Source organism: Pseudomonas rhodesiae, assembly GCF_013285305.1.
Taxonomy (GTDB): Bacteria; Pseudomonadota; Gammaproteobacteria; order Pseudomonadales; family Pseudomonadaceae; genus Aquipseudomonas; species Aquipseudomonas rhodesiae.
The window spans coordinates 392,468-413,149 of record NZ_CP054205.1; the positions used below are offsets into that span (position 1 = coordinate 392,468).

Consider the following 20,682-nt stretch of genomic DNA (forward strand, 5'->3'; position numbering starts at 1 on the left):
CCGCCGCAATGAGAATCTGACAATGGATGTTCGCCAATTTGCCTTCCTGGCCCGCCAACCTTCCGCCGCTTTGAAGCCGCGTGACGCGTTCTTCGGCCTGCCCAAGCGCGGGCTGGCGTTGATCCTGGCCAACGCGCTGTTCTGGCAGCCGCTACTGGCCCAGGCCGAAGGCATTGTGGTCAGCGCGCCGGGCACCACTGTTGGCGCGGCGGGCAATGGCGTGCCCGTGGTGAACATCGCCACGCCCAACGGCGCCGGCTTGTCCCATAACCAGTTCAAGGATTACAACGTCGGCCCCAACGGCGTGATCCTCAACAATGCCAGCGGCGCGGTGACCAACACCCAGTTGGGCGGCTACATCGTCGGCAACCCCAACCTCAAGGGCGGCGCGGCCAGCGTCATCCTCAACGAAGTCACCGGCAGCAACCCCAGCCAACTGCGCGGCTACACCGAAGTGGCGGGGCAGTCGGCCAAAGTCATCGTCGCCAACCCGTACGGCGTCACCTGCAGCGGCTGCGGCTTTATCAACACGCCGAACGTCACCCTCACCACCGGCAAACCGGTACTTGACGCGAACGGCCAACTGCAGCGCTACCAGGTCGACGGCGGCGCCGTGACCATCGACGGCGAAGGCTTGAATGCCAGCAACGTCGACCGCTTCGACATCATCACCCGCTCGGCCAAGATCAACGCGCAGATCAACGCGCGCGAACTGAACGTAATCGCCGGGCGCAACGATGTGGACGCCCAAAGCCTGAAAACCACACCGCGCGCCGACGACGGCAGCGCCAAGCCCGAACTGGCGATCGACTCCAGCGCGTTGGGCGGCATGTACGCCGGCGCGATCAAGCTGGTGGGCACCGAGGCGGGTGTGGGCGTAAAGCTCGACGGCACGCTGGCGGCCAGTGGTGGGGATATTCAGCTGGATGCCAACGGGCGCCTGAGCATGGCCCAGGCGGCCACCGCCGGCAACATCAAGGTCACTGCGCAGAACGTCGACCTTACCGATAAGGTCTACGCCACCGGCAACGTGCAGATCACCAGCGCCCAGGCCCTGGTCAACCAGAAGAGCGTGGCGGCCGGCCAGCGCATTGAACTCAACGCCGCGACCGTCACCAACCCCGGCATCGTCGAAGCCGGCGTCGCCTCCGACAACAGCCGCAACACCACCGGCGATCTGGTGGTCAACGCGCAAACCGTCACCACCTCCGGCAACCTGCTGGCCAGCCGCGCCCTGGCGATCACCGCCGCGCAAGCGCTGACCAACCAGGGCGCGATCATCCAGGCCAAGACCGTCGACGTCAGCAGCGCCAAACTGACCAACCAGGGCGCCACCGCGCGCCTGTTCGGCGAACAGAGCCTGGTGATCAACTCGCCGGCCATCGTCAACCTCGGTGGTCTGATTCGCTTCGGTGAAGGCCAGGCCGCCACGCTCAACAGCGCTTCCCTGAACAACCAGGGCCGTATCGAGATGGCCGGCGGCAGCCTGGTACTCACCAGTGCCGACCTGAACAACAGCGGCGGGCAAATCATCGCCGACGAGCTGACGCTCAACGCCGGCAAGCTCAATAACCAGAACGGCGTGCTGGTGGCCAAGACCGCCACCGTCAATGCCACCGAGCTCGACAACAGCCTCAAGGGCCTGATCCAGGCCGACGGCGGCGCGCTCAACCTCATCGTCAGCAACGGCTTCAACAACGCCCAGGGTTTCGCCCAGGCCAGCACCGACCTGACCGTCAACGCCGGCACCCTCGGCAGCAATGCCGGCGGCGTATTGAGCGCCGACACCGGCAAGCTGACCCTCACCGCCGCGCAACAGCTCAATAACGCCCAGGGCCGCGTGCAGGCCGGGCAGGGCAATATCGAACTGCACACCGCAAACCTGGATAACCAGAGCGGCGTGATCGTCGGCAAACAATTGCTGCTCGACGTCGCCGGTGGCGATATCGATAACCGCGCCGGACGCGTATTGGGTGACCAACTCGACGTACGCGCCTCCGGCCTCGACAACCGCAGCGCCGGCTTGCTCGCCGGTGGCGCCCAGGGCGTAAGCCTGCTGCTCAAAGGCCCGGGCCAATTGCTCAACGCCCAGGGCCGCATCCAGAGCGAAGGCCTGCTGCAACTGCGCGGCGAGCGTTTCGACAACAGTGCCGGCATCCTGCTCGGCCAAACTGTCGATGTGACGGCGCAGCGCTTCACCAACAGCAACAAAGGCGCGTTGGTCAGCGATGGCGGCGACGTGGTGCTCAACGTCAGCGACCTGTTGACCAACGTTGGCGGCCAGATCGACGCGGGCGAGCGCAGTGTGTTGGTCAAGCAACTCACTACCCTCGACAACAGCGGCGGCACCCTGCGTGGCAAGCGCCTGGACATCACCGCCCAGCACCTGAATAACAACGACGACGGCCAACTGCTGGCCGGCGCCGGGGGCTTGAGCTTCAGCGGCCAGGATGTGAGCAACCGCAAGGGCCTGATCCTCAGCGGCGGCGCCCTCACCGAGTTGCACACCACCAGCCTGGATAACCAGGGCGGCACGGTGCAAGGTGACAGCCTGACCGTCACCGCCGACAAGGTCGACAACGGCAGCGGTGGCCTGATGGCGAGCCTGGTCGGCAACCTGCAACTGACCGTCGAAGCGCTGGCCAACCGTGGCGGCAAACTGTTCGGCAAAGAACAGCTGACCGTCAGCGGCGCCACCCTCGACAACAGCGAGGGCGGCCAGGTCAGCGGCAACCTACTCAACCTGACCTCACGCGACACCCTCACCAACCAGGGCGGCCTGATCGAAGCCAACCAGGGGCTGAGCCTCAACGGTGGCAACCTGGACAACAGCGCCAACGGTCAACTGCGCGCGCTTGGCGGTGCCAGCAGCAGCCTCAACCTCAGCGGCGCGGTGAACAACCAGGGCGGCACCCTCGAATTCGGCAGCACGGCCTTCAGCCTCGACGCCACCAGCCTGAATAACCAGGCCGGCCTGTTGCAGCACGCCGGCAGCGGCCTGTTTCGCATCAACACCGCCAGCCTCAACGGCAGCCAGGGCACTATCAACGGCATGGGTACCGCCGACTGGGCGTTCGGCAAAGTCGACGGGCTCGGTCGCCTGCAACTCAACGAAGTGCTTACCTACAAAAGTGCTCAAGGCCTGGCCCTCAAGGCCGGCGACCGCATGGCCAGCGGTAAGGGCCTGGTCCTCAATGTGGCAAGCCTGGACAACGGCGGCGAACTGCTCAGCGACGGTGACCTGAGCATCACCACTGGCGACATGAGCAACAGCGGTCGCGTGTCGGCCCTGCAGACACTCACCGTGGCGGCGAACAACCTCAGCCAGAACGGCGGCCGCCTGGCGGCCAACAATACCCGCCTGACACTGGGCGGCACCCTGGACAACCTCGGTTTCCTCACTGCGCGTCAGCAACTGGATATCGCCGCGGCGCAGATCAATAACCGCGGCACCCTCGGCGCCCAGGGTGCGGTAAATCTCACTGCGGTCAATGGCATCACCAACGCGGCCGATTCGCTGCTGTTCAGCGGTGGCAACCTGACTCTGCGCGCCAATGGTTTCAGCAACCTTCATGGCGACGTCTACAGCAAAGGCGACTTGAGCTTCGCCGCGCGCGATGGCGGGCGTGCCGCGCTGTTCAGTAACCGTTCCGGCACCGTGGAAAGCGAAGGCTCGATCGGTATCAATGCGGGCTTTATCGAAAACGCCAAAGATGAATTCGAACTCGGGCAGACGCTGACCACCGGCAGCTTGAGTTGGATCTGTGGCCAGCACTGCGGCGAAAAAGATTGGTGGGAAAAAGGCATCATCACCATCTACGAGACCTACCTTGAGGCGGCGACCAAGGATTCGGCAGCGGCGCGCCTGGTAGCTGGCAAAAACATGCTGCTGCAAGGCGACAATGTGCAGAATCGCTACAGCCTGATGGCTGCCAATGGCGACCTGAGTATTGCCGCCGGTGACCTGCTTAACCAGGGTGCCGCCACGCGCACAGGGCAGCGCAAGATTGTCGTCACCACGCCAGGACGTGTCTCCGACGATTTATTTGAACGCATGCAATGGGTCGACGTTCCCGCTTTCAATGCGGCCACGGCGGCTGGGCATTTCGATAAGGCGCGCTTTGAAGAGCTGAAAAACCGCTCACCCAATAGCTATCCTTTCGAGCACATAAGCGACGTCACCACCTGGACCAACAACAGTGGCCCCGGCTACGACGCCACCCTGCAAGCCGGCGGCACGGTCAACCTCAACGTCGCCCGCACCCTGCAAAACGGCACGCTGCACAACAACACCCTGGCCCAGTTGACCGGCACCCTCGGCGACGACCAGACCGGCATCCCCGTCGGTGGCATCAACATCAACCTGAGCAAACACGCCAACGACCCGAGCGCCAAGGCCGCCGGCAGCATCCTGCCCGTAGCAGGCGCGGCCCCCGGCGGCGGCTTCGTGCCCGTGGACTACACCGGCACCGCCTTCGCCCCGGTCGACCCGACCACCTCGCCCAACTTCCAACTGCCCAAGGGCGAGTACGGCCTGTTCGTTAAAAATCCTGACCCGACCAGCCATTACCTGATCGAGACCAACCCCGAGTTCGCCTCCCTCACGGGCTTCTTCAGCTCCGACTACATGCTCGGCAAACTCGGCTTCAGCTCAGACAACGCCTGGCGCCGCCTCGGCGATGGCCAATACGAAACCCGACTGATCCGCGACGCCGTGCTCGCCCAAACCGGCCAACGCTTCCTCGCCGGCGGCCTGTACAGCGACGCCGACCAGTTCCGCTACCTGATGGACAACGCGTTGGCCAGCAAAGATGCGCTGCGCCTGAGCCTGGGTGTCACCCTCACCAGCCAGCAAGTCGGCGCCCTGACCCACGACATCGTGTGGATGGAAAACCGCGTGGTCGACGGCCAGACCGTCCTGGTGCCCGTGCTCTACCTGGCCCAGGCCGAGTCGCGCAACGTACGCGGCAACAGCCTGATCCAGGGCCGCGACCTCAACCTGGTCACCGGCGGTGACCTGATCAACGTCGGCACCCTGCGCGCCAGCAACAACCTCTCCGCTGCGGCTGGTGGCAGCCTCTACAACGGCGGCCTGATCGAAGCCGGCAACAACCTGGCGTTGCTGGCCCAAGACAGCATCCGCAACGCCATGGCCGGTGAGATTCGCGGCAAGCAAGTCAGCCTCACCGCCCTCCGAGGCGACATCACCAACGACACCACTGCTATCCAAGTGCGTGACGGCGTCGGCATGCGCACCCTCACCGACGGCAGCGGCGGCACCATCGTCGCCCGCGAAAACCTGGCCATGGACGCTGGCCGCGACCTCACCAACCGAGGCGCGCTGGTAGCGGGCAACGACGCCAACCTCACCGCCGGCCGCGACCTCAACCTCATCGCCGCCAGCGACACCAGCGTCAAGCACGAGATCCGCGACGGCGGCGAGAAATCCAGCATCACCACCGACGTCAAAAACCTCGCCGCCAGCGTCACGGCGGGCGGCAGCATCAACATGCAAGCCGGGCAAGACGTCAACATCATCGGCAGCACCGCCACCGCCGGCAAAGACCTCAACATCGCCGCCGGCCGTGACCTCAACATCGCCTCCGTCAGCGACATGCACAACGTCGACGGCAAGGAAAAGCACGGCAAGAAACGCATCAAGACCGCGGACGAGCAGACCACCCAAGTGGCGAGCGTGCTGACGGCGGGTGGGGATTTTGTCAGCCAGGCCGGGCGTGACACCACGATCGTGGCGAGCAGGATCAGCGCGGGAAATGAGGCTTATCTGTATAGCGGGGATAAGTTGAGTTTGTTGGCGGCGCAGAACAGTACGCATACCCTGTATGACATGAACGAGAACGGCGGCTGGGGCGCCAAAAAAGCCAAGCGTGATGAAGTTACCCAGACCACCAACGTCGGCACTGAGATCAAAACCGCAGGCAACCTGACTTTGGTTAGCAATGGCGACCAGCTGTACCAGGTCGCCAAGCTCAACAGCGGCAACGACCTTATCCTGAAAAGCGGCGGCGCCGTGACGTTTGAAGGCGTAAAGGACTATCACGACGAGAGCCATACCAAGAGCAAGAGCAACATGGCTTGGTTCTCGATGAAGGGCAAAGGCAAGACCGATGAAACCTTGCGTCAGAGTGAACTGGTTGCCAAGGGGCAGACCGTCATCGAAGCCGTTAACGGCCTAAAGATCGACATCAAACAAGTCGACCAGCAAACCGTCAGCCAGACCATCGACACCATGGTCAAGGCCGACCCGCAATTGGCCTGGCTCAAAGATGCCGAGAAGCGCGGCGACGTGGATTGGCGCCAGGTAAAAGAGTTGCATGACTCCTTCAAGTACAGCAACTCGGGCATGGGCCAGGGCGCCATGTTGGCGGTCATCATTATCGTCACCATTGTGACGGCAGGTGGTGCTAGCGCATTGGTGGGCGCAGGTGCATCGGCCGGTTCAACCATGGCCGCCGGCACTGCTGCGGTTGCGGCGACCAGTACGTCGGCAGCGGTTGCAGCCACAAGTGCGGGGCTGGGCAACATGATGGCCACCGCCGCGTTGACCTCGCTGGCCAGTACCGGTGCTGTGAGCACGATCAACAATAAAGGCAACATCGGCCTTGCACTCAAGGACACCTTCAGCAGCAGCAGTCTGAAGAACGCGGCCATTGCCGGTCTGGCAACCGGGGCGTTGAACTACGCAGACAGTAATTGGTTTAAGGGCGCAAGCCCGGTTGACGGTGCGGGCGCGAAAGTCACTACGGCGGGGCCGGTGCAGAACCCAGGCTACTCCAGCGAATGGTTGAGCTGGCAGAAAGCGCAGGATGCAGTACTGCGCGGCGGTACCCATGCGGTCATCGAAAGCAGTATTTCCACCGCCATCAACGGTGGCAGTTTGAAAGACAACCTGGGCTCGGCCTTGGTATCGCAAGGCTTCGACTTGGCCGCAGCAGCCGGCAACAAAGGTCTTGGTAACTTGGCGAATGATCTTGACCTGAGCCCCGGCTCGGCGGAAAAGGTCTTGATGCACGCCCTCCTGGGTGGCGCACTTTCAGCGGCTCGAGGCGGTGACTTCAAGACCGGCGCAATTGCCGCTGGCGCGGCTGAAGGGCTGACAGCGATTGCGACCGAGAACTTGGGTAAATATCTGGATGAACGTTTCGCAAAGGATGATCAATTCAAAGTCGCAACCGCTCAAATCATCGGTATTGCGGCCGGGTCCTTGGTCAACGGCAACCCGAATGACGCTGCCTGGGTGGCGGGGAACGTTGAACGTTACAACGAGCAATTGCACCCACGAGCCGCTGAGCTGATCAAAGAGCAAGCGCCAAAAATGGCGGCGGACCAAAACATCAGTCCGCAGGAGGCTGAGCGGCGCATGGCGGTTGCGCTGACTTACTACACCGATGAAGACTGGAGCAAGTCAATCCCGCCTGAAGATGCAAGCAAGATCGATATAGCAACCTTGCAGAACTTAGGTGTGGCTCTGGCCCCAATTGCGGATAACTACGCTCGATCCGATGCGTCCGCAGACGGAAGCCAGCGTGGATACAGTGGCAATGAGACGGCGGCTTTGATTCTTGATTTCAAGGACACGCGCCCGTCTGCCTACAAAGACGGCACTAGAAATATCGACTACCTAGGCGACCCTGAAGGCCACAACAGCCAAGGAACAGTGGATTTCTATAAATCCAACTTGAACTACAGCGATAAGCCGACGGACTACCTGGAAAGCTTCAAAGGCGGAGTGGCAGGCGTAGGGCGCAGTGCGTGGGGGTTAGTCACTTCCACAGCCAAAGTCGGTAGTGAACTTTTGGGCGGAAACGCACTGGGCGTCGCCAACGACTTTCTAGGACCGGTTGCTGATCCGTCTCTAAACCCGGTTGGTCAAATGACCACCCGGCAAACGGGGCGGGCATTCGTTTCAGACCTGCAAGGCAACAGCTATGAGTCAGCCGCGCAAGTTTCAGAGTTAGTCACTGACGCTGCGACCATGGTCGCCCCAGGGTCTACTGCTGGCAGGTTTGGGCAGATTTCCAAGGCCGGCGAAGCCTCAGCGCTTGTCAGGGCTGACAGCACCCTGGTGGCGAGAAGCGAAGCCGGTGCGGGGATGACGGCCCGATTGGCGGATGACATCCCAACCTACGGCCTTAGCCCCAATAGCTTTGACACCACGTTACAGTTTGAGCGCACGGGCACTCGTACACCGACCACATCCGTCGGCGCCTATCAACCGACTGCCCTCACTGGTGATGTAGGCAGCTACGTCAGAGCCGATGACTTACTTGCTGCCAGAAGCAATGAAGTCGTGTTGACAAAATACAAAGAGCCCTGCTGCTTCGCTGCCGGCACTAAAGTCTCAACCCCGAACGGCGACCGCGCCATCGAATCGCTCAAAGTCGGCGACGTGGTCTGGAGCAAACCGGAAAAAGGCGGCAAACCCTTCGCCGCTACGATTCTCGCCACTCATCAGCGCTCCGACCAGCCGATTTACCGCCTCAAGCTGAAAAGTGTTCGGGCAGACGGTAAAGCAGAAGGCGAAACCCTGCTGGTCACGCCGGGTCACCCGTTCTATGTTCCGGCCAAGCGCGACTTCATCCCGGTTATCGATCTTAAACCGGGAGATCAACTTCAATCCCTGGCCGATGGCGATACGGACAACACGTCCTCTGAAGTGGAGTCGCTGGAGCTTTACTTGCCGGTGGGCCAGACCTTCAACCTGACGGTGGACGTGGGGCACACGTTCTACGTTGGGGATTTGAAGACGTGGGTGCACAATACCGGGCCGTGTGTGTTGCCGGAGGGGTATTTTGGTGCAAAAGGTAGTACGTCGGGTTTGGTTCCTGGAGACGCAGGAGTTGTGGGGACAGGTAAAATTGCAGCTAAGGATGCAAATTTCGACGGCCCAAAAAATACCTCAAGTGAAATTGATCAACAAAAACTTGAGTTGCTCACAAGTCATCCGAACGCACATTCACTGGATGTTCACGGTGGTAACGTTACTGACGGAGACCTGATGGTCAGGGCAAAGACTGGTGTAAAACCGGACGGCGCTATAGGTCCATCGGTTCCGCCATTGTCCTCCGCCTTCCATTCTGACGATTTGTTGGTTCAAGCTGATCAGTTCGTCCGAAACAACGCTTTGCAAAAAGCGATTGCTCGTAATCCTGGCAGCGATACAGTTAGAGTCACGGCTGATGATGTTGGTGATGTCGGGGCTGACCTTGGTAGAGGGTTTAAGAGGATTTGGTCAAGCGGTAATACAGCTAAAAATTTAGAAGTTTTAGGCGCTCCTGCTAAAGTAAGCAACTTACGCAGCGTAGAAGGTGTTTATCAATTTAATCCTGGCAAAAATGTTTGGGAGACTATCACTATTTTTCCAGCGCCGTTGCCAAAATAGAGGGGATCTTATAATGTATGAAAATATTCGCTATATGCTAAAGACTATATTTTCTGCAGACTTTGGTTTTCAGGAGGAAGCTGCTAAAAATATATACCTAAGAGGCTTGATATCAAGTGGAAAGCTGGATGAGATGAAAGCTGAGTTGGCTGCAGCGTTCGAAGATAAGAGTGTGCGTTGGAGAGAAATGCTTTTGAATGATGATTATGAAGTCCAAGACTTCGATACTGAAGAGGAATCAATAGCGTATGTAAAGAGAGTGCTTTGGGATCCGTTGAACTCTTAGAGCTTTCTTGACGGTGCAAAAGGTGGCGGTTCTGGTGGTTTCAGTGGCGGTAAACCTACTATTGTGGATGATCCATATAGCCCGAATGCTATTACTGAAAGGTCTAGAGTAAATAGAGATTATTATGGTCGAGAAAATGCTGCCGATGAATTTTCTGCTGGTCTTCCAGACTACGCAACGCATTCAACAGCAAAGAGCTATCAGTCAACGGTGCCAAGAGATCTGAGCGAGAGACTTTGTGGAACAGGGTGATAGAAAATCCCTCAGCCGGTCGTGATCAAAACTAGCTGGTGATAAAGACCTTCCGCGGAGTAAGGGACGGAAAAAAATGGAAGTAAGTCACCGTCTGCCTAGCGGAGAAAATATAACCCTCCACTATCAATACAACTCCGCAACCGGTAAAGCATACGATATGAAAATTACCACGCCGCAGCAGCTGCCCCCCTGTGCTGCAGCCCGGTAGGACTATTGAGTGATGTGGAATGATTATTCGAGAAATTGGGCGAGAAGAGCCCGTGCAGGTGTTTGGGATTTACTGGATAGAGAACGAGCGCTTTTACTGGGTCATTCCTTATGATGGTTATGGCGGTTTGAGGGCACTCAGTGATAGAGAAGTCAATGTTGTTGACTCTTCTTTGTCAGCTGATCTCATCCTCTGCAAGGATGGGGGGGGAGGGGACATGATTCTGCATTGGGCAGCGGAAGATTTGATTGAAGAGCTTGTGGAGCGTGATCCACAGGCGATGGTCGAGTTCTTAGAACGCTTAAAAGGCTGATGGTCCAAAAGGGACGGGTTCTGCTGGTACGGGCACGACGGCGGGTAGTGATGTTGCAAGTACAATGCCTAAAGCTGGTGCTTTTTGGAATAAAACAACAGTTTTAGATAGGACTGTCTATCAACGTAACGACCTCTTTGATCCAGAGGCCCTATCGACCTGGAGAGTACGAGGTAAAACTGTTCAAGACTCAAACCTTGAGAGGATGGCCTCGGGTCGAGCACCAATTGGGTATGATGGGAAATCAGTCGAGTTACATCACCTCTCGCAAACTGAAGTTAATGGGTTCGCTGGTACTCGTGGTTCACTTGCAGAAGTTGGTTCTGTGATCAACCTATGAACACTGGGAAGTACCCTCATCTGAAAGTGTTTTTTGCTTTCTGGTTTATGCCCTGATTGGAGGGCGGTTTTTTGTGTGGGGCCACATCGGGCTGCTGTTCGGGTATTATTCGAACGACCTCGCACCTATTGGGTGTGAATCTTAAAAGAATGAAAATAGGGGGCAGACCGCGATTAATGCATCAATGTATATTGGTGGTCTGACCCCTATTTTTCCTGATTCAAGTTTATCCATTTAGCAGCGGCAGGAAAGTCATGACAATAGAAAAGGAAATTCGACAATGAAGTATTGGAACGTATACCGAAAAGGTCTTTACCTAGTCATCCTGTTCAAGCTCACTCTATTAACAGGCTGCGCAGGAATTCCCTACGAAAAGCCCGAAGACCAGATTGCTATCCAGAAGGACCTTTCCATAAAGGCTGAGGATATTGTCATAATGAGTCAGGTAAGTTGGTGCTCCTATCCTTATGGTGACATGGCGCCGTGTCGTCCACAGGATGCACTTGCGGTACAGACGCGAACAAAGCTGATATTTGCCAGTTATAGCAGTCAGCACTATAAGCCCGATTTAGAAGTGTTGGTCAGTGACGTCATGTGTGCTCACCTCTACGAGTCCAGAGATACGTCACCGAATTTCTATTTATTCACCAAAGATTATGCGCTGCAGATTTGGCCAATGGATGCGCATAGTAAACCGGATATGAAGAAAAAAAAGCTCATGCTCGATGTCATGGTGCCGCAAGGGAAAAAAGCATACGTGGGGCCAGAGGGTAATTTTGTGACAGCCACCGGGCGGACCAGCGAGGCAATTTATGTCTCGCGCTATCCCGGCATCGTATATACGAGCCATCCGGAAATATTGCAGCTGGTCAATCCATGTGGTCAGTAGTTCAAACTAGAAAATAGGCGGATTTATTCAGTTGAAATGCTTGTTATTTAAGCGTGAGTAAAGGGGGGGCGGATTTATCTAGTTGATTTATTTGGTTGTACTACTCACGCACAAAGCGGGCGACACTACGGCCGCCCTATTTTCACTCAGGACAGATCGGCGTTAAGCCTGCGACTGATGACATCCAGCAAATCGCACCCATCGCGCAGCGGAATGGCCAGCAAGTGGGCGAAGTCTGAAAGTACTACGGCATCGCTGCTGAGTTGTTCGCGGAAGGCCAGATTTTCCAGCAGTTGGGTGATGGCCCGAATGCGATGCGCGGCGGCATCGTGAAGGACGTCGAGAGGTGCCTGGGTGTCGATGACCAGGGCTGGGACGGTGCAGTCGTGGCCGGTTAGGGGAATGTATCGATTTCATTAAGCTCTCTGGATTATTGAGGGCTCGTTCTTCGGGTCGCCAAACCCGGTCACCTTCTGAGTGACGGCCGGACTATAAGCCGCACCACCAAGCCCGCGCAAGGCATCAAAATGCCGCCGCTTCGGAGCGTGTACGCAGCTACTAACGTCTTGCCAGCCATTGCCGACATACTGCTCACGAACAAACGCACTACGACTATGCAAATCTGAAAGCTTCACCCCAAACATTAAAGGACCAATGTGAAAAACCTCCTCCTCATTCTCTTCACCACCCTCATCCTCGGCGGTTGCGTCAGCCACCCCCTCACCCCCGAAAACCGCGCTCAGATCAAGACCGTCAAAGTCCTGCCCGTGAAGTGGGAAAAGAACATGGTGTACTTCGGCCGCGAACAGGCCTGGGGCGCGGCCCTGGGGGCCGGGGTTGGTGCCGGTGTTGGCATGGCCAGCGGGGCGTCCAAGGTGGGTACTGCGGCGTTGAGTGGCGCCGGGTTTGCCGGCGGTATGAAGCTTGGGCAGTTGGCCGAGATGCCGACGCCGGTGGCCATCCTGACGGTGATGGAGGCGGAAAAACTCGATGTAGGCGTGTTGCTCAAGCAGGGCTTTGTCGATGAGTTGGGTAAGACTTCGACGCTCAAGGTGGTCGGCGACGATGAGCCCGCCGATGCGCAGATTCAGCTGACCGTGTCCGAGTGGGGCTTTCGCTTGACCCAGGGTTTCAGCAGTGTGATTTATCCGACCCTTAACGTGTTAGCGCAGATGGATCGCGGCGATGAGATGATTTGGCGCACCTTTGAAGCGGTCACGCCGTTCAATGGTCAGAATGTCTATGGCTATACACCGTTGACCTACCGCACTGACCCTGAAGCCTTACGCCGGGCGTTGACGGGGATTACGCAGATTTCTGCGCAGTATCTGGTGAAAGAGCTCAAGTAGGGCTGTGCGAAGGCTGGGTGCTGTTGGTGGGCTAATGCCAGTCAGTTAAAGATTTTTGTAGGAGCGAGCTTGCTCGCGAAAAACTCACAGGCGCTGCGTTTATTCAGGAAGCACGCGTTATCGTTGACGTTTTTCGCGAGCCAGCTCGCTCCTACAGTAGGCGTGGCGTTAGGGCTTGCTTGTGAAGGCAATGTATTTGTTGCTGTACTGGTGCTTTCGCAGGCAAGCCAGTTCCCACATTTGAGCTTTGTTGCTTTGAGTATTGCGGTCGGCAGTCATATGGCCGAAACAACTTGAGAACCGCTCTCAACCCCGTAAAATGCCGCAGCCGTTGCATCACCGTCTTTCAGGGAAGAACTCAGGCCAGCGCGCTTTCAGGCTGCCTGACTCCTTGGAAAACCCGGCAACGCTGTTTTCCTCACCCAAGGAGCACCCTGTGAAGACACTGTCCAAAATCCTCCTGTCCGGCCTCACCGCCGCAGCGCTGCTGACCGTGGCCGGTTGCGCCACCGAAAGCAACCGCGCGATGCCGGTGGAACAAGTCGCCAGCGCCAACGTCGCCTACTCCGGCGTGCGCGTGCCGATTGCCGTGGGCAAATTCGACAACCGCTCCAGCTATATGCGCGGCATCTTCTCCGATGGCGTCGACCGCCTCGGCGGCCAGGCCAAGACCATCCTGATCACCCACTTGCAGCAGACCAACCGCTTCAGCGTGCTGGACCGCGACAACATGGGCGAAATTTCCCAGGAAGCCAAAATCAAAGGCACCGTGCAGAAGCTCAAGGGCGCGGACTATGTGGTGACCGGCGATGTGACCGAGTTCGGCCGCAAAGAAACCGGCGACCGCCAGCTGTTCGGCATCCTCGGCCGTGGCAAGACCCAAGTGGCCTACGCCAAAGTCGCGTTGAATATCGTCAACATCAACACCTCCGAAGTGGTGTATTCCACCCAGGGCGCCGGTGAGTACGCGCTGTCCAACCGTGAAGTGGTCGGCTTCGGCGGCACCGCCAGCTACGACTCCACCCTCAATGGCAAGGTCCTGGACCTGGCCATGCGCGAAGCGATCAATCGCCTGGTCGACGGTATCAACGCCGGTGCCTGGAACCCGCGCAACTGATCAGCAGCACCTCAAGGAGCAGTACACGGATGAGCAAGGCAGTTAAGTCAGCGCTGATGCTGACAGCAATCGCAACGGTCGCCGGGTGCCAGACGGCGCCCCAGCCCCTGTATCAATGGGAAAGCTACCAGCCGCAGGTCTACGAATACTTCAAGGGCGAGCCCAAGGAAGCGCAGGTCGAAGCGCTGGAACGCGACCTGCAGAAGATCAACGCCAGTGGTCGCAAGGCGCCGCCGGGTTACCACGCCCACCTGGGTATGCTGTACCTGAGCATGGGCAAGGATGACCAGATGGTGCAGGAATTTCGCACCGAGAAGGCGCTGTTCCCCGAATCCGCCGCCTACATGGACTTTTTGCTGAAAAACGCCAAGACCGGAGTCGCGACTAAATGAGCCTGTTAAAACTCACCGGCGCCCTGCTGGCCCTGGCCTTGCTCGGCGGTTGCGCGGCACCCAAGACCATCGATTACACGGCGTATAAACAAGCGCGGCCCAAGTCGATCCTGGTGTTGCCGCCGCTTAATGAGTCGCCGGAAGTACAGGCGTCCTACAGCCTGGTGTCGCAGGTGACGTACCCGCTGGCCGAAGCCGGCTACTACGTGCTGCCGATTGCCCTGGTGGACGAAACCTTCCGCCAGAACGGCCTGACCACTGCCAACGATATCCAGGCCGTGCCGCCGACCAAGCTGCATGACATCTTCGGCGCGGACGCGGCGTTGTACATCACCGTCACCGAGTACGGCACCAAGTACATGCTGATCTCCAGCGATACAGCGGTGACCGCCTCGGCCAAACTGGTGGACCTGCGCACCGGCACCACCCTGTGGACCGGCACCGCGCGCGCCTCCAGCGAGGAAGGCAACAACAACAGCGGTGGCCTGATCGGCATGCTGATCACCGCGGCGGTCAAGCAGGTAATCAACAGCTCCACCGACGCCGCGCACCCGATTGCCGGCATCACCAGCGCACGCTTGCTGTCGCCGGGGCAACGGGCGGGGATTCTGTACGGCCCGCGTAATCCCAAGTACGGCACGGACTGACAATCCGGCTCTGAAAAACCATCGCGCTACTGTAGAACCGGGCCCGCTGTAGTGAGCGGGCTTGCTGTGGTAAGCGGGCTTGCTGTGGTGAGCGGGCTTGCCCCGCGCTGGGGCGCGAAGCGGCCCCAAACCTGGCGACGAGGTTTGTCTGCTTGAGCGCGATAGCCTTATGTGGGACCGCGTCGCCCCCCAACGCGGACGGCGCGACGATTCGACAAGCCTGCTCACCAAAGCCTTAAGGAGACACCCATGCCCCCGATGGCGATGTGTCACTCACTAGAGGCAATAGCTGACACTCTGCCATCGGGAGCAAGCTCCTTCCCACACCGATTGAGATGTTTTCTAAATCGGTATTAACCCGAATCCCCCGCACCTTGCGTCTGACCTTGTGAACGGATCATTCATTCACGAGGTTCAGCCCATGTCTCACTCTCTGCTCTGGCTACGTCCTGCTGCCCAAGGCTTCGCCGTTACCCTGACGCTGGCGCTGGCCGGGTGTGGGGCGTCGTCCTCCCACGATGTGGCGCCACCGGCCGACACGGGCCCGATCTCTCGGCTTGAGGCCGACACTGTGCAAGGTGCCCTGAGCAAACCCATGCCGATCCCCGCGCCGATGTCTACAGGCCTGGCGATGCAGGAATCGAGGACGATGGACTACCGCAGCGAGCCCCGTGAGCAATACGCCAATCTGCCGGATAACCCGGTGCACCGCGTGGCTGAAACGCCGGTGTCCACTTTCAGTGTCGATGTCGACACCGGCAGCTACGCCAACGTACGACGCTTCCTCAATCAAGGCAGCCTGCCGCCCGAAGGCGCCGTACGACTGGAGGAAATGGTCAATTACTTCCCCTACCACTACGCACTGCCCACCGATGGCTCACCCTTCGGCGTGACCACCGAAGTCGCCCCTACGCCCTGGAACCCGCACACCCAATTACTGCGTATCGGCATCAAGGCATCCGACCGCGCCGTGGCGCAGCTGGCGCCGGCCAACCTGGTATTTCTGGTGGATGTGTCCGGCTCCATGGACCGTCGCGAAGGTTTGCCGCTGGTGCAAAGCACCCTGAAGTTATTGGTGGATCAATTGCGCGAGCAGGACCGCGTGTCGCTGGTGGTCTACGCCGGCGACTCCCGTGTGGTGCTCAAGCCCACGTCCGGGCGCGACAAGGCCGCGATCCGCAACGCCATCGACCAGCTCACCGCCGGTGGTGCCACGGCGGGGGCGTCGGGTATCGAACTGGCTTACCAGATGGCCCGCGAAGGCTTTATCGACAACGGCATCAACCGCATCCTGCTGGCCACTGACGGTGACTTCAACGTCGGCGTCAGTGACTTCGACAGCCTCAAGCAGATGGCGGCGCAGCAGCGTAAGAGCGGCGTGTCCCTCACCACCCTGGGCTTTGGCGTGGACAACTACAACGAGCACCTGATGGAGCAACTGGCCGACGCCGGCGACGGTAACTACGCCTATATCGACACCTTGCGCGAAGCACGCAAGGTGCTGGTGGACCAGCTCAGCTCGACCCTCGCCGTGGTGGCGCGGGATGTGAAATTGCAGGTGGAATTCAACCCGGCGCGGGTCAGCGAATATCGCCTGCTCGGCTACGAAAACCGCGCCCTCAAGCGTGAGGATTTCAATAACGACAAGGTGGATGCCGGTGAGATCGGCGCCGGCCATACCGTTACCGCGCTGTACGAAATTGTGCCCAAGGGGCAGAAGGGTTGGCTGGAGCCGCTGCGCTATGCCGGCGCGCCTGTGGCCGAGGGGCAGTCCGAGGAGCTGGCCATGCTGCGCGTGCGCTACAAGCCTGCCGCAGGTGGCGATAGCCGCTTGATCGAACGGCCAATCACTGGCCAAACCACCCAGGCCAGCGACGATTTGCGCTTTGCGGCGGCAGTGGTTGCGTTCGCCCAGCAACTCAAGGGCGATGGCCGCTACACTGGCAGCATGACGTTGAAAGACACCGCCGCACTGGCCCGCTCGGCGCGGGGCGACGACCCGTTCGGCCTGCGCAACGAGTTCGTGCAACTGGTGGAGTTGGCCCAAAGCCTCAAGCCCTGATCTCGAACACCACATTGCTGTTACTGATAGACCGCGATCGGGAGCAAGCGCCCTCCCACATTTGAACCGCGTTAACTTTACAAAAGGAGTTCGCCCCCTACATGGCTGTTCCAGATGACCCCTCCAGCGACGAAGCGTTGCTGGCCCGTTACCGGACCGGTGATGCCGCTGCGTTCGAAGTCTTGTACGCGCGGCATCGCCAAGGTCTGTATCGTTTCCTCCTGTCCCTGAGCAACAAGGCCGAACTGGCTGAGGAAATTTATCAGGAGACCTGGCTCAGCCTGATCCGCAGCGCCAGTCAGCCACAAGGCCGGGCGAGCTTTCGCACATGGCTGTTTCAGATTGCCCGCAATCGCTTGATCGACCACTGGCGCAAGCACGGCATCCACAACCCATTGCACGACAGCTACGACGAGCACCTGCACGCCCAGCCCGACCACAGCGCCGGCCCTGAGCAGCAATTGAGCCTGAGCCGCGACCAGGCGCGCCTCGACGCGGCCCTGCAAGACTTGCCCGAAGACCAGCGTGAAGTGTTCCTGCTGCGTCTGCATGGTGACCTTGAGGTACCGCAAATCGCCGCGCTCACCCAGACCCCGCTGGAAACCGTAAAAAGCCGCTTGCGCTACGCCCAGCAGAAATTGCGTCGTCTGCTGGCCGAGGAGGTACCTGTATGACTGACTCCCGACACACCCCTGACGACGAGCTGCTCCAGCATTTGCGTCGACACAGCACCGGCGAGCCGCCCGCGTCTCTCGATGCCTTCATCCTCAACGCCGCCCGCCGCGAAGCCCCGGCGCCGCAACCGAGCCTTTGGCAACGCTGGCTGCACGCCTGCCAACGCCCACGCTGGCAAATGGCGTTCGCCACCGTCGCCGGCGTCGCGCTCATGGTCGGCGTGGTCATGCGCTCGCCGGTGCCGCACCCCGAAGTGTCCACCGCGACCTTCTCCGCGCTCCACGACCAAGCCCCACCCCCGGCACCCGCCCCTGCGCCGATGGCGCGTATGGCTGTCGCACCCAAGGCCGAGAGTGCTCAGGCCGAAATCACCGGCTCGCTGGCCCAGGCGCCAGCGGCAAAACCCTTGAGCAAGCGCGCGCCGCCGGGGTTGCCGAGCCTGGAGGACGGGTTGCAGGAAATTGTGAACCTGCGCGCAGCAGGCCAAACCCGAGCGGCGGATGAAAAACTGCTGGCGCTGCACCAGCGTTTTCCCCAGGAAGATCTGCCGGCGCGATTGGAGGCGCTGCAGCCGCGCTGAAACCAGGCTCACGAAAAAAGCCCCAGGTCTCTCAACCTGGGGCTTTTTTACGCTGCGCCCTCAGCGCCGCCCTTCCAGCGCCATGCGCACGGCCAGCCCTGCCAGCACCGTCCCCATCAACCAGCGCTGTACCAACTGCCATAGTGGTTTGGCCGCCAGAAACGAGGCGATGGAGCCCGCCGACAGGGCGATCAACGCGTTAACGCTCACACTGATCATGATCTGGGTAAAACCCCGCACGAGGGACTGCGCCAGCACACTGCCGTGGCCATCGGGCACGATGAATTGGGGCAGCAACGACAGGTATATCACCGCGACTTTCGGGTTCAACAGGTTGGTGACAAAGCCCATCATAAACAACCTGCGCGGTCCGTCCTGAGGCAGATCGCGCAACTGGAACGCCGAACGCCCACCGGGCTTCACCGCTTGCCAGGCCAGGTACAGCAAATACAACGCGCCGCCGAGCTTGAGCGCGTCATACGCAAAGGGCACCGCCATCAGCAGAGCGGTAATACCCAGCGCCGCGCAGAGCATATAAACCATAAAGCCCAACGCCACGCCGCCCAGGGAAATCAAGCCCGCGACCCGCCCTTGGCAGATCGAGCGGGAGATCAGATAGATCATGTTCGGGCCGGGCGTCAGCACCATCCCGAGGCAAATCAGACCAAACGCCAGCAGGCTCGACAGTTCGGGCATGGGGTAACTCCTGTAGGTAATGCCAGCCGTGGGCGCGTGGTCGCGGGTGGCGGGATGCGCACGATGGTAGGGCGGCCGAAGGCGGCGCGTTAGATACAGATGGCCCGACAAAACGTCATACAGGCACGCAGCGCTGAGACGGAGCGTCTCAATCGCTCAGCGCTTTCTCAGAGGTCTGATTCAGGGCGTCTCATTCGACGGTGATTGCGGCCAGCGCGGGTTGTGCCACGGATCGCTCTAAAAAACGCCTGTGCGAGGATTTTCGCGCAGCTGGCACCGGCCTTGCTCTGGCCCTCGCAACCCCCCGCGGGGTTTGTCACTCACTGCCGTTTCAAGGAGCCTTGCCATGACCCTAACGATCAATCCGCAACGCAGCATGCGTGCCGCTGTCTGGCACGGCCGTCACGATATCCGCGTCGAAGACGTTCCCCTGCCCGATGCGCCGCCCGCCGGCTGGGTGCAGATCCGCGTGCAATGGTGCGGCATTTGCGGCTCCGATCTGCATGAGTACGTGGCCGGGCCGGTGTTTATCCCGGTCGATGCGCCGCACCCACTGACCGGCATCAAGGGCCAGTGCATCCTCGGTCACGAGTTCTGTGGCGAAATCGTCGAACTCGGCGCCGGCGTGCAAGGCTTCAGCGTCGGCGAACCGGTGGCGGCCGATGCCTGCCAACATTGCGGCACCTGCTACTACTGCACCCACGGCCTGTACAACATCTGTGAAAACCTGGCTTTCACTGGGCTGATGAACAACGGCGCCTTCGCCGAACTCGTCAACGTACCCGCCAACCTGCTGTACAAGCTGCCCGCCAACTTTCCCGCCGAAGCCGGTGCACTGATCGAGCCCCTCGCGGTGGGCATGCACGCCGTGAAAAAGGCCGGTAGCCTGCTGGGGCAAAACGTCGTGGTGGTCGGCGCCGGCACCATCGGCCTGTGCACCATCATGTGCGCCAAGGCGGCGGGCGCGGCCCAAGTGATCGCCCTGGAAATGTCCGGAGCCCGCAAGGCCAAAGCCAAGGAAGTGGGCGCGACCCACGTACTCGATCCCAACCAATGCGACGCCCTGGCCGAAGTACGCCGCCTCACCGGCGGGCTCGGCGCGGATGTCAGCTTCGAATGCATCGGCAACAAACACACCGCCAAACTCGCCATCGACCTGATCCGCAAAGCCGGCAAATGCGTGCTGGTGGGCATCTTCGAAGAACCCAGCGAATTCAACTTCTTCGAACTGGTGGCCACCGAGAAACAGGTACTCGGCGCGCTGGCCTATAACGGCGAATTCGCCGACGTGATCGCGTTCATCGCCGATGGGCGGCTGGACATCACGCCGCTGGTGACGGGGCGCATTCAGCTGGAACAGATCGTGGGGGCGGGTTTCGAGGAACTGGTTAAAAACAAGGAACACAATGTGAAGATCATTGTGTCGCCTGCTCGGGTCTGAAGCGTGGGCTGTGCCCCCACTCCTGACTC

General features: G+C 59.8%; 16 protein-coding genes. 14 read left to right on the top strand and 2 right to left on the bottom strand.

All coding sequences use genetic code 11. The annotated features are described in order from the left end of the window. Window positions 1–22 precede the first annotated feature (22 nt). The 5 genes from HRH33_RS01735 to HRH33_RS01760 all read left to right on the top strand — a co-directional run bounded on the left by HRH33_RS01735 (window position 23) and on the right by HRH33_RS01760 (window position 11,694). Window positions 23–9,403 (top strand): two-partner secretion domain-containing protein, encoded by a 9,381-nt coding sequence (locus tag HRH33_RS01735; protein WP_243269836.1) that lies wholly within the window; start codon window positions 23–25, stop codon window positions 9,401–9,403. Window positions 9,404–9,416: 13 nt separating this feature from the next. Beyond that, entirely contained in the window at window positions 9,417–9,689 is a 273-nt protein-coding gene (locus HRH33_RS01745; protein WP_123480124.1) for a hypothetical protein, read from the top strand. Between the two features lie 482 nt (window positions 9,690–10,171). After that, a complete protein-coding gene (locus HRH33_RS01750; RefSeq protein ID WP_123480125.1) occupies window positions 10,172–10,465 on the top strand; it encodes a hypothetical protein in 294 nt (97 codons plus the stop codon). Window positions 10,466–10,670: 205 nt separating this feature from the next. Further along, entirely contained in the window at window positions 10,671–10,805 is a 135-nt protein-coding gene (locus HRH33_RS26320; protein WP_243269837.1) for an HNH/ENDO VII family nuclease, read from the top strand. Window positions 10,806–11,085: 280 nt separating this feature from the next. After that, window positions 11,086–11,694 (top strand): hypothetical protein, encoded by a 609-nt coding sequence (locus HRH33_RS01760; RefSeq protein WP_173603349.1) that lies wholly within the window; start codon window positions 11,086–11,088, stop codon window positions 11,692–11,694. Between the two features lie 146 nt (window positions 11,695–11,840). On the opposite strand, the gene HRH33_RS26325 is transcribed toward HRH33_RS01760, so the two are convergent. Next, window positions 11,841–12,098, bottom strand: coding sequence for a hypothetical protein (locus tag HRH33_RS26325; RefSeq protein ID WP_167418142.1), 258 nt, complete (start codon window positions 12,096–12,098; stop codon window positions 11,841–11,843). Window positions 12,099–12,350: 252 nt separating this feature from the next. Here HRH33_RS26325 and HRH33_RS01765 point away from each other — a divergent pair, with 252 nt between their 5' ends. The 8 genes from HRH33_RS01765 to HRH33_RS01800 all read left to right on the top strand — a co-directional run bounded on the left by HRH33_RS01765 (window position 12,351) and on the right by HRH33_RS01800 (window position 18,516). Then, window positions 12,351–13,043 (top strand): hypothetical protein, encoded by a 693-nt coding sequence (locus HRH33_RS01765; protein WP_167418113.1) that lies wholly within the window; start codon window positions 12,351–12,353, stop codon window positions 13,041–13,043. Between the two features lie 69 nt (window positions 13,044–13,112). Then, window positions 13,113–13,340: a hypothetical protein gene (locus HRH33_RS01770; RefSeq protein ID WP_167418114.1), complete on the top strand. Its 228-nt coding sequence runs from the start codon at window positions 13,113–13,115 to the stop codon at window positions 13,338–13,340. A 139-nt stretch (window positions 13,341–13,479) separates the two neighbouring features. Then, window positions 13,480–14,160 (top strand): CsgG/HfaB family protein, encoded by a 681-nt coding sequence (locus HRH33_RS01775; RefSeq protein WP_167418115.1) that lies wholly within the window; start codon window positions 13,480–13,482, stop codon window positions 14,158–14,160. A gap of 29 nt (window positions 14,161–14,189) precedes the next feature. Next, window positions 14,190–14,552: a DUF4810 domain-containing protein gene (locus tag HRH33_RS01780; protein ID WP_040265227.1), complete on the top strand. Its 363-nt coding sequence runs from the start codon at window positions 14,190–14,192 to the stop codon at window positions 14,550–14,552. Next, window positions 14,549–15,199 carry a DUF799 domain-containing protein gene (locus HRH33_RS01785; RefSeq protein ID WP_034136418.1) on the top strand — a complete coding sequence of 217 codons (651 nt, stop codon included), beginning with the start codon at window positions 14,549–14,551 and terminating at the stop codon, window positions 15,197–15,199. Before HRH33_RS01780 ends, HRH33_RS01785 begins: the two co-directional genes overlap by 4 nt. Window positions 15,200–15,620: 421 nt before the next feature. Next, entirely contained in the window at window positions 15,621–17,261 is a 1,641-nt protein-coding gene (locus HRH33_RS01790) for a vWA domain-containing protein (protein WP_167418116.1), read from the top strand. Window positions 17,262–17,362: 101 nt separating this feature from the next. After that, entirely contained in the window at window positions 17,363–17,935 is a 573-nt protein-coding gene (locus tag HRH33_RS01795; RefSeq protein WP_167418117.1) for an RNA polymerase sigma factor, read from the top strand. Continuing rightward, window positions 17,932–18,516, top strand: coding sequence for a hypothetical protein (locus HRH33_RS01800; RefSeq protein WP_167418118.1), 585 nt, complete (start codon window positions 17,932–17,934; stop codon window positions 18,514–18,516). Before HRH33_RS01795 ends, HRH33_RS01800 begins: the two co-directional genes overlap by 4 nt. Before the next feature lie 60 nt (window positions 18,517–18,576). On the opposite strand, the gene HRH33_RS01805 is transcribed toward HRH33_RS01800, so the two are convergent. Further along, window positions 18,577–19,212 (bottom strand): LysE family translocator, encoded by a 636-nt coding sequence (locus HRH33_RS01805; RefSeq protein WP_173603350.1) that lies wholly within the window; start codon window positions 19,210–19,212, stop codon window positions 18,577–18,579. Between the two features lie 376 nt (window positions 19,213–19,588). Between HRH33_RS01805 and HRH33_RS01810 the strand changes: the two genes are divergently transcribed. Further along, a complete protein-coding gene (locus tag HRH33_RS01810; protein ID WP_232925220.1) occupies window positions 19,589–20,653 on the top strand; it encodes a 2,3-butanediol dehydrogenase in 1,065 nt (354 codons plus the stop codon). Window positions 20,654–20,682 lie beyond the last annotated feature (29 nt).

What these genes read in the sequence shown, in the direction of transcription:
- HRH33_RS01750 (WP_123480125.1), top strand. Translation starts at nt 10,172, where the DNA reads ATGATTATTCGAGAAATTGGGCGAGAAGAGCCCGTGCAGGTGTTTGGG.
- HRH33_RS01790 (WP_167418116.1), top strand. Translation starts at nt 15,621, where the DNA reads ATGTCTCACTCTCTGCTCTGGCTACGTCCTGCTGCCCAAGGCTTCGCC.
- HRH33_RS01745 (WP_123480124.1), top strand. Translation starts at nt 9,417, where the DNA reads ATGTATGAAAATATTCGCTATATGCTAAAGACTATATTTTCTGCAGAC.
- HRH33_RS01810 (WP_232925220.1), top strand. Translation starts at nt 19,589, where the DNA reads ATGCGTGCCGCTGTCTGGCACGGCCGTCACGATATCCGCGTCGAAGAC.
- HRH33_RS26320 (WP_243269837.1), top strand. Translation starts at nt 10,671, where the DNA reads ATGGCCTCGGGTCGAGCACCAATTGGGTATGATGGGAAATCAGTCGAG.
- HRH33_RS01735 (WP_243269836.1), top strand. Translation starts at nt 23, where the DNA reads ATGGATGTTCGCCAATTTGCCTTCCTGGCCCGCCAACCTTCCGCCGCT.
- HRH33_RS01785 (WP_034136418.1), top strand. Translation starts at nt 14,549, where the DNA reads ATGAGCCTGTTAAAACTCACCGGCGCCCTGCTGGCCCTGGCCTTGCTC.
- HRH33_RS01795 (WP_167418117.1), top strand. Translation starts at nt 17,363, where the DNA reads ATGGCTGTTCCAGATGACCCCTCCAGCGACGAAGCGTTGCTGGCCCGT.
- HRH33_RS01780 (WP_040265227.1), top strand. Translation starts at nt 14,190, where the DNA reads ATGAGCAAGGCAGTTAAGTCAGCGCTGATGCTGACAGCAATCGCAACG.
- HRH33_RS01800 (WP_167418118.1), top strand. Translation starts at nt 17,932, where the DNA reads ATGACTGACTCCCGACACACCCCTGACGACGAGCTGCTCCAGCATTTG.
- HRH33_RS01805 (WP_173603350.1), bottom strand. Translation starts at nt 19,212, where the DNA reads ATGCCCGAACTGTCGAGCCTGCTGGCGTTTGGTCTGATTTGCCTCGGG.
- HRH33_RS01760 (WP_173603349.1), top strand. Translation starts at nt 11,086, where the DNA reads ATGAAGTATTGGAACGTATACCGAAAAGGTCTTTACCTAGTCATCCTG.